At 71.8% G+C, this 14428-nt stretch carries 12 protein-coding genes; all 12 read right to left on the reverse strand.

Annotated features, from left to right (window positions below; genetic code table 11):
- Positions 1-48: 48 nt before the first annotated feature.
- Positions 49-813, reverse strand: coding sequence for a 3-oxoacyl-ACP reductase (locus tag BJY16_RS02045; RefSeq protein WP_185037434.1), 765 nt, complete (start codon positions 811-813; stop codon positions 49-51).
- Positions 814-2178, reverse strand: coding sequence for an aldehyde dehydrogenase family protein (locus tag BJY16_RS02050; protein ID WP_185037435.1), 1365 nt, complete (start codon positions 2176-2178; stop codon positions 814-816).
- Between the two features lie 16 nt (positions 2179-2194).
- Positions 2195-3541 carry a glutamine synthetase family protein gene (locus BJY16_RS02055; protein ID WP_185037436.1) on the reverse strand — a complete coding sequence of 449 codons (1347 nt, stop codon included), beginning with the start codon at positions 3539-3541 and terminating at the stop codon, positions 2195-2197.
- A gap of 13 nt (positions 3542-3554) precedes the next feature.
- On the reverse strand, positions 3555-5087 hold the full coding sequence (locus tag BJY16_RS02060; protein ID WP_185037437.1) for an amino acid permease: 1533 nt from the start codon (positions 5085-5087) through the stop codon (positions 3555-3557).
- Positions 5088-5682: 595 nt separating this feature from the next.
- Positions 5683-6738: an ABC transporter permease gene (locus BJY16_RS02065; RefSeq protein WP_185037438.1), complete on the reverse strand. Its 1056-nt coding sequence runs from the start codon at positions 6736-6738 to the stop codon at positions 5683-5685.
- The gene (locus BJY16_RS02070; RefSeq protein ID WP_185037439.1) at positions 6735-7628 is read right to left on the reverse strand and encodes an ABC transporter ATP-binding protein; all 894 of its coding nucleotides are present in this window, start codon (positions 7626-7628) and stop codon (positions 6735-6737) included. The genes BJY16_RS02065 and BJY16_RS02070 overlap by 4 nt, the downstream gene beginning before the upstream one ends.
- 61 nt (positions 7629-7689) lie before the next feature.
- Positions 7690-8349 (reverse strand): response regulator, encoded by a 660-nt coding sequence (locus BJY16_RS02075; RefSeq protein WP_185037440.1) that lies wholly within the window; start codon positions 8347-8349, stop codon positions 7690-7692.
- Positions 8346-9629, reverse strand: coding sequence for a sensor histidine kinase (locus BJY16_RS02080; protein ID WP_185037441.1), 1284 nt, complete (start codon positions 9627-9629; stop codon positions 8346-8348). Before BJY16_RS02080 ends, BJY16_RS02075 begins: the two co-directional genes overlap by 4 nt.
- A 620-nt stretch (positions 9630-10249) precedes the next feature.
- Complete coding sequence (locus BJY16_RS02085; RefSeq protein WP_185037442.1) at positions 10250-10717, reverse strand: hypothetical protein; 468 nt, start codon at positions 10715-10717, stop codon at positions 10250-10252.
- Between the two features lie 32 nt (positions 10718-10749).
- Positions 10750-11334 carry a TetR/AcrR family transcriptional regulator gene (locus BJY16_RS02090; RefSeq protein WP_185046223.1) on the reverse strand — a complete coding sequence of 195 codons (585 nt, stop codon included), beginning with the start codon at positions 11332-11334 and terminating at the stop codon, positions 10750-10752.
- 15 nt (positions 11335-11349) lie between these two features.
- On the reverse strand, positions 11350-13482 hold the full coding sequence (locus BJY16_RS02095; protein ID WP_185037443.1) for a YhgE/Pip domain-containing protein: 2133 nt from the start codon (positions 13480-13482) through the stop codon (positions 11350-11352).
- The gene (locus BJY16_RS02100) at positions 13479-14378 is read right to left on the reverse strand and encodes an ABC transporter ATP-binding protein (RefSeq protein WP_185037444.1); all 900 of its coding nucleotides are present in this window, start codon (positions 14376-14378) and stop codon (positions 13479-13481) included. The genes BJY16_RS02095 and BJY16_RS02100 overlap by 4 nt, the downstream gene beginning before the upstream one ends.
- Positions 14379-14428 lie beyond the last annotated feature (50 nt).

Consider the following 14428-nt stretch of genomic DNA (forward strand, 5'->3'; position numbering starts at 1 on the left):
ACCCTGTAGTAAAGATCCCGTTCCCCGGCCGGCGGGTGGCTAAACGTTTTACAGCGGAGTTACATACGCACCGGTGATGCCGCCGTCGACGACGAACTGCGACGCGGTCATGAACGAGGCGTCGTCGCTGGCCAGGAACGCCACCGCGGCGGCGATCTCCTCGGGTTCGGCGAACCGGCCCATCGGCACGTGCACCAGGCGGCGGGCGGCCCGCTCCGGGTCCTTGGCGAACAGCTCCATCAGCAGCGGGGTGGCCACCGGTCCGGGGCAGAGCGCGTTGATCCGGATGCCCTCCCGGGCGAACTGCACGCCCAGCTCCCGGGTCATCGCCAGCACCCCGCCCTTGCTCGCGGTGTAGGCGATCTGCGAGGTGGCCGCCCCGAGCAGCGCCACGAACGACGCGGTGTTGATGATCGACCCCTTGCCCTGCCGCTGCATGTGCGGGATCGCGTACTTGCAGCAGAAGAAGACGCTGGTGGTGTTGACCTTGAGCACCCGCTCCCACGCGTCCAGCCCGGTGACCAGGATCGAGTCGTCGTCCGGCGGCGAGATGCCGGCGTTGTTGAACGCGATGTCCAGTCTCTGGTGGCGCGCGACCACGCCGTCGAAGAGCGCTCTGACCTGCTCCTCGTCGCTCACGTCGCAGGCCACGAACTCGCCGCCGACCTCCTCGGCCACCGACTTGCCGGCTTCGGCGGAGATGTCGGCACAGACGACGAAAGCGCCCTCGGCGGCGAACCGCCGGGCGGTGGCCAGCCCGATCCCGCTCCCGGCGCCGGTGATCACGGCCACCCGGTCCTGCAAGCGCTCCACTCAAGCCCCCATCGAGATAAAGACGTTCTTCACGTCGGTGAACGACAGCAGCGCGTCCGGACCCAGCTCGCGGCCGAGGCCGGACTGCTTCATCCCGCCGAACGGGGTCCAGTACCGCACCGACGAGTTGCTGTTGACGCTCAGGGCGCCGGTCTCCACCGCGCGGGAGACCCGCAGGGCACGGCCGACGTCCCGGGTCCAGATCGAGCCGGAGAGGCCGTACTCGGTGTCGTTGGCCAGCCGGATCGCCTCGGCCTCGTCGCGGAACGGCAGGACGCTGACCACCGGGCCGAAGATCTCCGCACGCCAGTGCCGGTCGGCGGCGCCCGACGCGAGCAGGACGGTCGGCGGGAACCACCAGCCGCCGTCGCCTGACGGGGCGGACCCGCGGAACGCCACGTCGGCGCCGTCCACGTAGGACGCGACGGTGTCCCGTTGACCGGAGGAGATCAGCGGACCCATCTCCGACCTCTCGTCGGAAGGATCCAGGACCCGGAATGTCGTGACCGCCGGCTCCAGCAGGGCGAGGAATTTGTCGTACACCGAAGCCTCGACCAGCAACCGCGACCTGGCGCAGCAATCCTGACCCGCGTTGTCGAAGACCGCGCCCGGTGCCGCCGCCGCGGCGGCTTCCAGATCCGCGTCCGCGAAGATGACGTTGGCGCTCTTGCCGCCCAGCTCCAGCGTCACCCGTTTGACCTGCTCGGCGCAGCCCGCCATGATCGACTTGCCGACCTCGGTGGAGCCGGTGAAGCACACCTTGCGCACCGCCGGGTGGGTGACGAACCGCTGGCCGACCACGCTGCCCTTGCCGGGCAGCACCTGGAAGACGCCCTCCGGCAGGCCGGCCTCCAGCGCCAGCTCGCCGAGCCGGATCGCGGTCAGCGGGGTGAGCTCGGCCGGCTTGAGCACCACCGTGTTGCCGGCCGCCAGCGCCGGGGCGAACCCCCAGCCGGCGATCGGCATCGGGAAGTTCCACGGCACGATGATCCCGACCACGCCGAGCGGCTCGTGGAAGGTCACGTCGAGACCGCCGGCCACCGGGATCTGCCGGCCGGACAGCCGCTCCGGCGCGCCGGCGTAGTAGTTCAGCACGTCGCGGACGTTGCCGGCCTCCCAGCGCGCGTTGCCGATGGTGTGCCCGGCGTTGCGTACCTCCAGCCGCGCCAGCTCCTCCAGGTGGTCGTCGACCACCTGGGCGAAGCGGCGCAGCAGCCGCGCCCGGTCGCCGGGCGCGACCGCGCGCCAGCCGTCGAAGGCCGTCCGGGCCCGCTCGATGGCCGCGTCGGTCTCGGACTGATCCAGCGACGGCACGGTCGTGAAGACCGCGCCCGTCGCCGGGTTGATCACCTCAGTAGTCCCCACGCCAAGATCCTCACACTCAGAGGCGTTCGAATCCACGACGCAGTTCCCAGTCGGTCACCGCGGCGTCGAAAGCGGCCAGCTCCACCCGGCCCATGTTCGCGTAGTGCGCGACCACCTCGGCCCCGAACGCGGTTTTCGCGATCTCCGAGGCGGCCCACAGCTCGGTCGCCTCCCGCAGCGTCCCGGGCACGCGAGCCGCGGTCTCGTCGCGGTAGGCGTTACCGACGAACTCCTCCTCGAGCGACATCTCCGACTCGATGCCGTGCACCGCGCCGGCCACCAGCGCCGCGATCGCCAGGTACGGGTTCACGTCCCCGCCGGGCACCCGGTTCTCCACCCGCATGCCCTGCCCGTGCCCGGCGATCCGCAGCGCGCAGGTCCGGTTGTCCACCCCCCAGCGCAGCGCGGTCGGCGCGAACGAGCCGGGTTGGTACCGCTTGTACGAGTTGATGTTCGGCGCGAAGAGCAGGCTGAACTCGCGCATCGTGGCGAGCAGCCCGGCGATCGCCCGCTGCCCGGTCACGCTCAGGTGGGCCGGCCCGTCGCCGAGCATCGCCGACCGGTCGTCCTCTCCGCGCAGCGAGAAGTGGATGTGGCAGGAGTTGCCCTCCCGCTCGTTCGGCTTGGCCATGAAGGTCAGCGCCATGCCCTCCTGGGCGGCGATCTCCTTGGCGCCGTTCTTGTAGATCACGTGGTGGTCGGCGGCGGTGAGCGCGTCGGCGTACCGGAACGCGATCTCGTGCTGACCGAAATTGCACTCGCCCTTGGCGCTCTCCGGGAGCAGGCCGGCGCCGTACATGTCGTTCCGGATCCGGCGCAGCAGCGGCTCGACCCGGGCGGTGCCGAGCAGCGAGTAGTCCACGTTGTACTGGTTGGCCGGGGTCAGGTTCCGATAGCCCTGCGCGTGGGCGTGCTCGTAGCTGTCCCGGTAGAGGACGAACTCCAGCTCCGTCCCGGCGTACGCGGTCAGCCCGTGCGCCGCCAGCCGGTCCAGCTGGCGGCGCAGGATCTGCCGCGGCGAGGCCGGCACCGGCTGCCCCGCGGTGTCGAACAGGTCGGCGAGCACCAGCGCGGTGCCCGGCTGCCAGGGCACCGGCCGGAGCGTGCCGAAGTCCGGCCGCATCACGAAGTCGCCGTACCCGGTGGACCAGGAGGACATCTCGTACCCGTCCACGGTGTTCATGTCCACGTCCACCGCGAGCAGGTAGTTGCACCCCTCGCTGCCGCCGCCGGCCACCTCGTCCATGAAGTACCGGCCGTGCAGCCGCTTGCCCTGCAACCGGCCCTGCATGTCGGTCAGCGCCAGCAGGACGGTGTCGATGCTGCCGTTGCCGACAGCGACATCGAGGTCCTCGAGATCCATGGGTCCAGTCCTATCAGTCGTTCGCCGTCGGCATGGTCTGCTCGCCGTGTGCCGCCTTCTCCAACAGGTTCGACCGCGGCCCGGTGAACCACTTGCGGGCGCTGGCGAACCACCAGATCGTCGCGCCGCCGAGCACCACGGCCACCGCGAAGATCGTGTAGTTGAAGTTCTTCGCGGTGATCGGGCCGGCCGTGGGCAGCACGAACAGCACGCAGATCACCCCTACCCAGACGATCGCGGTCCAACCGATCACCGCGCTCCACCGGCCGAGGTGCCACGGGCCGGGCTCGAACTCCGGGTTGCGGCGGCGCAGGAAGACCGGGCCGACGTAGGCGATGTACAGCCCGATCACCGCGATCGAGGTGGCCGCCAGGTACGCCGTGGTGTTCCAGAGCGACGGCAGCACCAGGATCGTGGAGATCGTCACGCACAGCCAGATCGAGTTGGTCGGGGTGCCGGTCCGCGGGTTGACCTTCTTCCACAGCCGGGACCCGGGCAGCGCGCCGTCCCGGGCGAACGCGTACGACATCCGGGAGTTCGCGGTGACCGAGGCCATCCCGCAGAACCACTGCGCCACCATGCAGATGAAGAGCAGGAACGTGCCGACGTCGTGCCCGGCCGCGTCGATGAAGATCTGCGCCGGTGGCAGGCCCAGCGAGGTGGTCGCCGCCCCGTCGTAGTCCTGGATGGACCAGGTGATCGCGAACAGCAGCACGAAGCCGGCCAGCACCGAGACGACCACCGACATCACGATGCCCCGGGGCGCCGCCCGCGCCGCGTCGTGCGTCTCCTCCGCCACGTGCGCGGACGCGTCGTACCCGGTGTAGGTGTACTGCGCCATCAACAGTCCGATCAGGACGGCGTAGACGGTGGCCCCGGTGAAGTCGAACCCGGTCGCGTTCCGCACCTCGAAGAACACCTCGGAGATCGGCTTGTGCTGGTCCGGCAGCACGGCCAGCAGGACCACGATCACCGCGACGCCGATCAGGTGCCACCAGGCGCTGACGTCGGAGAGCACCCGCACCAGGTTCACGCCGAAGGTGTTCAGCAACCCGTGCACCACGATGATGACCAGGAAGATCAGGAAGGTCCGCGCGGTGGTGACCTCCATGTCGAAGGTCAGGCTGAGGAACGCCGACGTGGTGATCGCGGCGCCGAAGTCGATCGCCGCGGTGACCGCCACCTCACCGAGGAAGTTGAACCAGCCGATGAACCAGGCCCACGCGGCCTTGTTCCGCTTGGCCAGCGCCGCGGCCCACCAGTAGAGCGCGCCGGCCGTCGGGTAGGCCGAGCAGACCTCGGCCATCGCCAGCGCCACCAGGGTGACCATGCCGCCGACGAAGACCCAGCCCAGCGTGATGGCCAGCGGGCCGCCGGCGTTCATCGCGATCCCGTACGAGGTGATCGCGCCGGCCAGGATCGAGATGATCGAGAAGGAGACGGCGAAGTTGGAGAAGCCGGACAGCCGGCGGTGGAGTTCCTGTTTGTACCCGAGTTGCGCTAGTCGTTCTTCATCGGTTCCGGTAACGGCTGGTTCAGTGCTCATGCGCGAGCTCCCTTGCCGAAAGTTGTGACCTGAGCCACGGGTTTCGGTGATGATCGCTCCGCTGTGTTACGGCCGTCAATGATCAGCGTTAATTGCGTTGCCGGTTGTCCTGCCCGGTGCGAACCTTGGTCCCACGGGACGTTCCCGAGGCTCTCGGCAAGCTTCGACGTCCAGGTTGTCGACAACCTTCCCGCGGTGGTGCGGGGCGCGGTCACCTCTCTCTTCCCGCACGCGGCCCCACCGCGAGCGCCCGCCCCGCACCACCGCCACATCCCCGCCGCTCCCCGCTCCCGGTCCGCTTCCCCACACGGCCGAGGCAGACCCGCTTTCGGTACGCCCAACTCCCCGTGGCTACCCGCCAGGCACGCCCGCCGCCCGGTCCGCGAGCCCGGCCACCTCCGGGCTGGGCGTGAGGGGTGTCTCGCGGGGTCCGAGACACCCCTCACGCCCAGCCCGAGGCGCAACGCGCGTCGCGGTCCGGACCCGAGCGCGCCTGGCGGACCCGGTCACGCACAGCGCCCGCCACCGAGGATCCGGAGGCGGGCGCTTCGGCGTACCGAAAGAATCAGGCCCTGCGCAGAACGGCCCGGAACGATCAGGCCTTGCGCAGCGCGGTCAGGAACGAGGTCTTGACCTGGGTCCGCAGCAGCGACCCGGAGTAGACCCGGGCGCCGACCGCGAGCAGCGCCACCGCGGTCGCCGCCAGCAGCAGCAGGGAGAGCAGCGGCTGCCAGAGCGGCACGTCGCCGTGGAACAGGCGGATCGGCATGGCCAGCGGGGACGAGAAGGGCACGAACGAGAGCACCTGCATCAGGACGCCGTCCTTCGGCACGCTGACCGCCAGGAAGAACGGGATCAGCACCAGCATCTGCACCGGCACCGTGGTGCTGGCCAGCTCCTCCTGACGGGACGCGAGCGCGCCCACCCCGGCCCACAGCGCGGCCAGCATCACGAAGCCGATCACGAAGAACGGCAGGAACCAGCCGATCGCCGGGGCCACCGCGTTGAGCAGGCCGGGCGCCGCCTCGGTGGCGGTCATGCCGACCACGGCGACCACCGCGAGCAGCGCCACCTGGACGAACGCCAGCAGGGTGAGCGCCGCGACCTTGCCGGCCAGCAGGGCCCGGATCGGGACGCTGGCGACCAGGATCTCGACGATCCGGGTCTGCTTCTCCTCGACCACGCTCTGCGCGATCTGCATGCCGAAGGTGAACGAGGTGAAGAAGAACAGCATCGCGAACGCCAGCGGCACCAGGACCCGGGCGACCTCCGCCACCTCGCTCGGTTCCAGCAGCTTCACCTGCGGCTCGGTGCTGAGCGCCCGGACCACCTCGTCCGGCGCCTCGTCCATGCCGACCACCACCGGGCCGGGCAGCACCGCCGCCTCCACCTCGCCGTCGCGGACCAGCTGCTCCGCGGCGGCGGCGTCGGGCACCTGCCGCACCTCCATGCCCTGCTGCTCAAGCACGCTCACCGCGGCCGGGTCGGCGACCGCGACCTTGGTCGGGCCGCCGTTGATCAGCGCCGGCAGCACGATCGAGGCGATCACGATGACCAGGAAGAACGCGGTGCCGTAGAGGAAGGCCTTGTCGCGCAGCTTGACCCGGATCTCCCGGGCGGCGACCAGTTTGACGGCGTCGAAGGTGCTCACTGGATGACCTCTCGGAAGATCTCGGCGAGGGACGGGCGGACCGGGCCGAACGCGTGCACCGGGCCGCGGGCCAGCGCGGCCCGCAGCACGCTCTGGTCGTCGGCGCCGGCGTCCAGGTCGAAGGTGGCGTGCCGGCCGTCCAGGTCGACCAGGGTGACGCCGGGTTCGTCGCGCAGCCAGCCGGCGTCGCCGCCGACCTCGATCTGGTAGCGCGGCAGCGCGTACTGGTCGCGCAGCCCGGCCCGGTCGCCGGCGGCCCGGATGGTGCCGTCCGCGATGATCACCAGGTCGTCGCAGAGGCGCTCGACCAGGTCGAGCTGGTGGCTGGAGAAGAGCACCGCGGCGCCGGCCGCGGCCCGCTCGCGCAGCACCCCGAGCACGTTCTCGACGGCGAGCGGGTCCAGGCCGGAGAACGGCTCGTCGAGCACCAGCAGCTCCGGGTCGTGCACCAGGGCGGCGGCGATCTGCGCCCGCTGCTGGTTGCCCAGCGACAGCTTCTGCACGTGGTCGTTGGCGCGCTCGGCCAGCTCCAGGCGCTCCAGCAGGGCCATCGTCCGGTTGCGCGCCTCGGCCGCGCCGAGCCCGTGCAGCCGGCCCAGGTAGACGATCTGCTCCAGCACGCTCATCTTCGGGTAGAGGCCGCGTTCCTCCGGCATGTAGCCGAACCGCTGCCGCATCTCCCGGGTGAGCTGCTCGCCCCGCCAGGTCACCGTGCCCGCGTCGGCGGCCAGGACCCCGAGGATGATCCGCATGGTGGTGGTCTTGCCGGCGCCGTTGGCGCCGACGAATCCGGTCAGCCGACCGGCGGTGACGGCGAACGACACGTCCTTGAGGACCTGCCGCTCCCCGAACGACCGGTTGATCGCGTCGACGGTGAGGACGGTGTTCATGCCGACAACGCTAGAGATCGCGGCGGCTCCGGGCGTCCGGCGCGCGACGGACCGCGGCGGGTCATTCGCGCGACGGACGGACCACCCCCATCTCGTACGCGAGGACCACGGCCTGCGTACGGTCGCGCGCCCCGAGCTTCATCAGCACCCGGCTCACGTGGGTCTTCACCGTCGTCTCGCCGAGGTGCAGGGCGACCGCGATCTCCGCGTTGGTGGCCCCGCCGGCCAGCTGGACCAGCACCTCGTGCTCGCGCGGGGTGAGGTCGTCGAGCCGCACGCCCGGCTCCGGGGCCCGCTGCCGCGGGGCGCTGAACTCCGCGATCACCCGCCGGGTCACCGCCGGCGCGAGCAGCGCGTCGCCGGCCGCGAGCACCCGGACCGCCTCGGTCAGCGCCTCCGGGCTGCCGTTCTTCAGCAGGAACCCGCTGGCCCCGGCCTGCAGCGCGGCGAACAGGTAGTCGTCCCGGTCGAAGGTGGTCAGGATCAGCACCGACGGGCCGCCCTCGGCGGCGATCCGCCGGGTCGCCTCCAGGCCGTCCATCACCGGCATCTCGACATCCATCAGGACGACGTCCGGCCGCAGCCGCAGCGCCAGGTCGACCGCCTGGGCGCCGTCCGCGGCCTCACCGACCACCTCGATGTCGTCCTCCATCTCGAGGATGACCCGGAACCCGGAGCGCACCAGCAGGTGATCGTCCGCGAGGAGGACCCGCACGCTCACGCCGCACTCCCGATCGTCGTCGCGGAGTAGGGCAACCGCGCCCGCACCCGGAAACCGCCGCTGCTGCGCCGGCCGTGCTCCAGGGTGCCGTCGTGCACCGCCACCCGCTCGCGCATCCCGATCAGCCCCATCCCGCTGCCCTGCCCGCCGGTCCCGCCCCGCCCGTCGTCGGTGACGTCCAGCTCCAGCTCGCCGGCCAGGTAGCGGACCCGGATGTCCAGCGTCCCGGCGTGCGCGTGCTTGAGGGTATTGGTCACCGACTCCTGGACGATCCGGTAGGCCGCCTGGGAGAGCGAGTCGGGCAGCGGGGCCGGCTCGCCGTACGTACCGAAATGCACCTGGAGGCCCGCCTCCCGGGCCCGGTCGGCGATCTCCTCGATCCGGTCGATCCCGGCCCCCGGGGTGTCCTCGGCCCGAGGGCTGGAGGCCCGCAACGCGCCCAGCATGCGGCGCAGCTCGTCGACCGCGGTCCGGGCACCGTGCTCGATCGCGGTCAGCGCGGGAACCGCTTTCGCCGGGTCCTTGTCCAGCGCGCGGCGGCAGGCGGACGCCTGGATGCCCATCACCGAGACGTGGTGGGCGACCACGTCGTGCAGCTCCCGGGCGATCCGCACCCGCTCGTCCAGGACCGCCCGGCCGGCCGCCGCCTCCTGCGCCGCGCGCAGCTCCTCGGCCTGCTGCTCGAGCTGGTGCCGGCGCCAGACGGCCCGCCAGGCGGCGTCGCCCATCAGGTAGGTGAAGCCGAAGTAGACCACGTTCTGCACGTAGCCCAGGAAGATCGCGGACCAGAGTTTCGGCAGCTCACCGGAGGAGTCGGTGTCGGCCAGCGAGGCGGCCATGGCGTCGTGGTAGAGCGCGTAGGACAGGGTCAGCCAGCCGAACATCACCGCGATGATGCCGAGCCGCAGGTAGCGCGCTCGCTGCCGGTCCGGGCCCCAGGCGCCGAGCGTGTAGATCGCGGCGCACAGCGAGTAGACGCTGACCAGCTGCTCCGGGGAGAACCGCACCTGCGCGGCGATGAAGCACACCGAGATCACCACGGCGACGATCTCCGGGGCACGACGCCGCCAGGCCAGCGGGAGGGTGGTCGCCACCGCCCAGAAGATCTGCTCGGCCAGCGCCGGCGCGCGGTCGCTGTCGTAGTAGGACCCGGCGCTGCGCAGCAGGTAGAGGCTCAGCACAGCGGCCGCGGCCACGCCCAGCCCGGTGAGCAGGTCGGTCCGGCGCTGCTCGGCGGTCGGGCCGGGTCGCCGCCATTCCTCGATGTTCCACGATGGCATGCGAAGACGATGACACGTCCGGTCGACCCGCGGCATCCTGCCCGGGCACGACCCCGGAGACAGGCCAGGACCCCGGCGGGTAACCGGGGCCCTGGCTTTTCAATTCTGTTGCCGACTCACTGGCCGGCTCAGGTGGTCGACCGGCTGCGTGCCGCTAGCAGTCGACCGGAGTGATGGGCATCGGCTGCGATCACCTCTTGTCGGGTCGGGGACGTCGTGACTACGCGTTGCTGCGGTATCTCGTCCTCCTTAGCCAACTCAGCGTCTGTGCCAGTTGCGTTGCCGGCCGGAGCCGACCCCACGAACATATGCCTCTCCGGAGCGGATTTCTAGGGTCGCCGCTGTAGATCTTTTAGCCCGATCCGGGAGCTGACCTGCGACAACGTAAGAAGCCGTCAATGTCTGCAAGAAGATCGGCCCGCCCTCTGCCGGTCCCCGGCAAACCCTGCCCGGCTCCTTCGCCGCCGCCCCCTCAAGGCCGTCAACCGCACTTCCGGTACGCGGTCAGCACACCACCGTGCGTGAAAATCCGCGCCCGCCCCTTCCACCCGGCGGGCGACGGCCGGGGCCGGATCCGGCGGAACACGCCGCGCACCCCGGTGCGGCAACCGGCCGGCGGCTCACTTCCCGAAGACGGCCGGCTGCGGCTCACTCCGCAGCAGGTAGAAGGCGATCACACCGGCGATCGACACCAGCACCAGCAGCACCGGGAGGCCGAGCAGCAGCACCAGGCCGGCGCCGATGTTGGCGCCGATCACGCCGGCCGTGGCGACCCGGGCCGCGAGACCGCTCAGGTGACCGGCCACGATCAGCGGGAGCAGCACCAGCCACCAGCCGGCCCGCAGGCGCCGGGTGATCGACGCCCAGGCCAGGAACGGCACCGTGCCGGCGACGATCAGGCAGGCCAGCATTCCGAGCACCCGGTCGGCGGCGGCGCCGAGCGAGACCGCGCGGTAGGCGTAGTCCAGCTCGATGTGCTCGGCCAGCAGCTCCGGGTCGGTGAGATCGCCGACCAGCCACCAGGTGGCCACCGGCACGGCGAACACCAGGGCGATCATCGCGGCGGGCAGGGCCTTGCGCAGCGTCATCAGAGCCTCCGGGCGGACCGGGACATGGGTTGTCAAGCGACCCGGCGGACGATCGCGAGCAGGGACTCCTCGACGTCCTCGATCGGGCGGTCCGGCTGGAAGACCAGCCAGTCGACGGCGACCACCAGGCCCACCCCGAAGAGCGCCGCCGAGGCCACCCGGACGTCCAGGTCGGCCGGGAGGTCGCCGGAGTCGACACCGGCCTGGACGGTCTCGGCGATCACCCCGATCGCCTCGGCGCGGAGCAGGATCAGCGTCTGCTGCCACTCCCGGTTGGTCCGCCACATCTCGGAGAGCAGCAGCTGGGCGAAGGCGCGGTAACGCCGGATGTACTCCAGCTGGGCGCGGACCAGGGCGCGCACCGCCTCGCGCGGCGGCTTGCCGGCGACCGCCCCGCGGAACTCCGTGGTGAGCAGGCCGACGCCGTGCCGGAGCAGCTCCTCGAAGAGGTCGGTCTTGGACTTGAAGTTGTAGTAGACCGTGCCCTTGGCGACCTTGGCGCGTAGCGCGATGTCGTCCACGGTGGTCGCCGAGAAGCCCTGCTCGGCGATCAGATCCACCGCGGCCTCGTAGAGCCTCTGCCGGGTGTCCTCGCGCCGGCGGCTCCGCCCGTCCATCGCCACGAGCACAGGTTAAAGGACCAGTTCGGGATGTAGGTCCCCGGTGCGCATCCGGCGCTGCCGGCCGGCCAGCAGGACGGTGAGCAGCAGCGCGACCAGGCCGAAGCCGGCCAGCACCAGGGCGCCGTGGACGACCGGGCCGGCAACGCCGCCGTCGATCGCGTGCCGCATCGCCTCGACCACGTAGGTCATCGGCAACAGCGGGTGGATCGCCTGGAAGAAGCCCGGCGTGGTCTGCACCGGGTAGGTGCCGCCGGACGAGGTGAGCTGGAGCATCAGCAGGACCAGCGCGATGATCCGGCCGGGCGCGCCGAGCGCGGCGCCGATCAGCTGCATGATCGCGGCGAACACCGCGGCGGTGCCGAGCAGCAGGCCGAGCGTGGTCCACGGGTGCACCGGGGACAGCCCGAGACCGAACCGGACCACGGCGAACAGCAGGGCGGCCTGGACCAGCCCGATCAGCACGCCGGGCAGCAGCCCGGCCAGGGCCACCCGGTGCGGGGGCGCGCCGGACATCAGGTGGCGCCGGTTCAGCGGCCGGAGCAGCATGTAGTTGATCATCGCGCCCACCCAGAGGGCGAGGGCCAGGAAGTACGGCGCGAAGCCGACGCCGTAGGTGCCGGCCGGGTTGTGCACCACCCGGTCCAGGCTGACCGGGTCGGCCAGGATGCCGGACCGCCGGGACGCGTCGTCGTAGCCGGGGATCTGCTCCGCGCCGTCGGTCAGCTTGCCGGCCAGCTCGGTCGCGCCGTTCTGCAGGTCGGCCAGGCCGTCGGCGATCTGGTGGCCGCCGGTGGAGAGCTTCGCCAGTCCGGAGTCCAGCTGACGGGCGCCGGTGGAGAGCCGGAAGACGCCGTCCTTCAGGTCGGCCGCGCCGTCAGCCAGCCGGCCGGTGGCGCTGGTCGCCTGGTCGACCCCGCCGGCCACCTGCCCCATCGCGGCGGCCAGCCGATCCACCTGGGTCCGGGCCTGCACCAGGTCGTCGGCCAGGTGCGGCGCCGCGTCGGCCACCGTGCGGGCGGTCTTCGCCACCTCGCGCAGCCGGGTCCGCAACGCGTCCAGGTCGGCGGCGTCGACCCGGCGCTGGATCAGCTGGGCGTCGTCGACCAGCCGGTCGGCCAGCCGCTTCGCCTCGTCCAGCCCGGGGGTGTCGGCCGGCAGCTCGTCCAGGTAGTCGCGCAGCTCCCGGGCATCCCGCAGCGCCCGGTCCGCGGCGTCGTCCAGCTTGCCGACGTTCGCGGCGAGCTGGTCGGCGCCGTTGGCCACCAGGGTCGCGGCGTCCCCGATGGTCTGCGCGTTCGCCCGCACCAGCGGCTCCCACTCGCCGGTCAGCGAGTCCACCCGGGTGGCCAGCTCCCGGCCACCGGCCGCCACCCGCGCGGCGCCGGAGTTCAGCTCGGCGAGGCGGGCGTTCAGCTGGTCGAGCCCGTCGGAGATCCGCCGCGCGCCGGTCCCGGCCTCGTCCAGCCCGTCGGCGAGCTGGCCGGCGCCGTCCTGCGCGTGGTCGACCCCGGCCGCCTCCTTGGCCGCCCCGGCGTGCAGCGTCCCGGCGCCGTCGGTGATCTTCCCGGCGCCCTCGGCGGCCTTCTCGGTCTGCGTCTTCAGGTCGGTGAACCCGATCAGCATCTTGTCGTAGTACTTCGCCGAGGCGCTGGCCGAGGCGGCCGCGCGGACCTCGTCGAAGGCGGTCCGGGCGAAGACCCCGGAGAGGTAGTTGGTGGCGTCGTCGCTGACCGCGCTCAGCCGGGCGTTCTCCGGAGTGGCCGCGGCGTCCGGGGCGGCGGCCAGGTTGCCGGAGAAGTCGGCCGGGATGCGCAGCGCGATCTGGTACTCGCCGTCCCGCAGGCCGTCCTCCGCGGTCCGGGCGTCGACCACCTTCCAGTCGAAGATCTCCCGGTCGATCAGCTCGTCGGCCAGGTCCTGCCCGGCGTGGACCGGTTTGCCGTCCGGGTCGGTGGCCGGGCGGTCCTCGACGACCAGGGCGGCCGGGATGTGGTTGAGATGGCCGTAGGGATCCCAGAAGGCGTAGAGGTAGAGCGCGCCGTAGAGCAGCGGGACCACCGCGAGGGTGGCGAGCGCGGCGGCGGTGAGGCGGCTGCGCAGGAAACGGCGGATCTCCAGTCCGGCCAGGGAGAACGCTTTCACTTGTCGCTCCTCACGCTGTCGCCGTCCACCGGCTCGGGGTCTACCGGCTCGTCGTCCGCGGGCTCGTCAGCGGGCTCGTCGTCATCCGGCTCGTCGTCGTCCGCGGGCTCGTCGTCCGCGGGCTCGTCGTCATCCGCCGGCTGGGTCTCATCCACAGGGGCGTCCACCGGCTGGGTCTCGTCCACAGGGCTGTCCACCGGCTGGGCCGGCTCGTCCACAGGGGCGTGGAGCAGCGCGGCGCTCGCGCCGAAGGGCCAGCCGGTGAGCGTCGCCGCATACTCGTCCGCGGTCTGGACCACCGCCCGCCCCGGCTCCGCGGTCTGCGGATCGCTCAGGCGCACCACCCGGGTGACCCGCGCCGGATCCACCTCCCGCGCGGTGACCAGGATCGTCGTGCCCGCCGCGGCGAGCGTCCCGAGCAGCCCCCACAGCTCGGTCCGCTCCCGCGCGTCGAGACCGGCGTCCACCCCGTCGAGCGCGATCACCGCGGGGCGGGCCAGGCCCGCCAGGACCAGACCCAGGACCTGCTTCTGGTACGGCGTCAGCTCCCGCCCGTGCAGCTCCGGGTCGAGACCGTGCAGCGCCACCGCCCCGGCCTCCCGGCGTGGCCGCCCGAGCAGCGCGAGCCGCTCCTGCACGTGCTCCCGGACGGTGAACGCCGGCTCCGGGTCATTGACGCCGGTCACCTGCGCGAGCACCGCCGTACCGGGCAGGGAAACCGTGCCCGCCGACGACCGCAACCGGCCGGCGAGCAGCAACAGCGTGCTGGTCCGGCCGCTGCCGGGCGGGCCCACCACGGCGACCGTCTCGCCGGGCTCGACCGTCAGGTCGAGGTCGCGGACCAGCCAGCGCCGGTGGTGCCGCACCCCGGCGCCCCTCGCGCTCAGCACCGTCATGACGCCCCCTTGTTTGAACTGACCGGTCAGTCTAAAAACATACTCGCGTG

This window comes from Actinoplanes octamycinicus (genome assembly GCF_014205225.1).
Classification (GTDB): domain Bacteria; phylum Actinomycetota; class Actinomycetes; order Mycobacteriales; family Micromonosporaceae; genus Actinoplanes; species Actinoplanes octamycinicus.

Bases quoted from the DNA above. Each gene is read 5' to 3' on its own strand.
- BJY16_RS02055 (WP_185037436.1), bottom strand. From the start codon at position 3,541: ATGGATCTCGAGGACCTCGATGTCGCTGTCGGCAACGGCAGCATCGAC.
- BJY16_RS02060 (WP_185037437.1), bottom strand. From the start codon at position 5,087: ATGAGCACTGAACCAGCCGTTACCGGAACCGATGAAGAACGACTAGCG.
- BJY16_RS02070 (WP_185037439.1), bottom strand. From the start codon at position 7,628: ATGAACACCGTCCTCACCGTCGACGCGATCAACCGGTCGTTCGGGGAG.
- BJY16_RS02080 (WP_185037441.1), bottom strand. From the start codon at position 9,629: ATGCCATCGTGGAACATCGAGGAATGGCGGCGACCCGGCCCGACCGCC.
- BJY16_RS02085 (WP_185037442.1), bottom strand. From the start codon at position 10,717: ATGACGCTGCGCAAGGCCCTGCCCGCCGCGATGATCGCCCTGGTGTTC.
- BJY16_RS02090 (WP_185046223.1), bottom strand. From the start codon at position 11,334: ATGGACGGGCGGAGCCGCCGGCGCGAGGACACCCGGCAGAGGCTCTAC.
- BJY16_RS02100 (WP_185037444.1), bottom strand. From the start codon at position 14,378: ATGACGGTGCTGAGCGCGAGGGGCGCCGGGGTGCGGCACCACCGGCGC.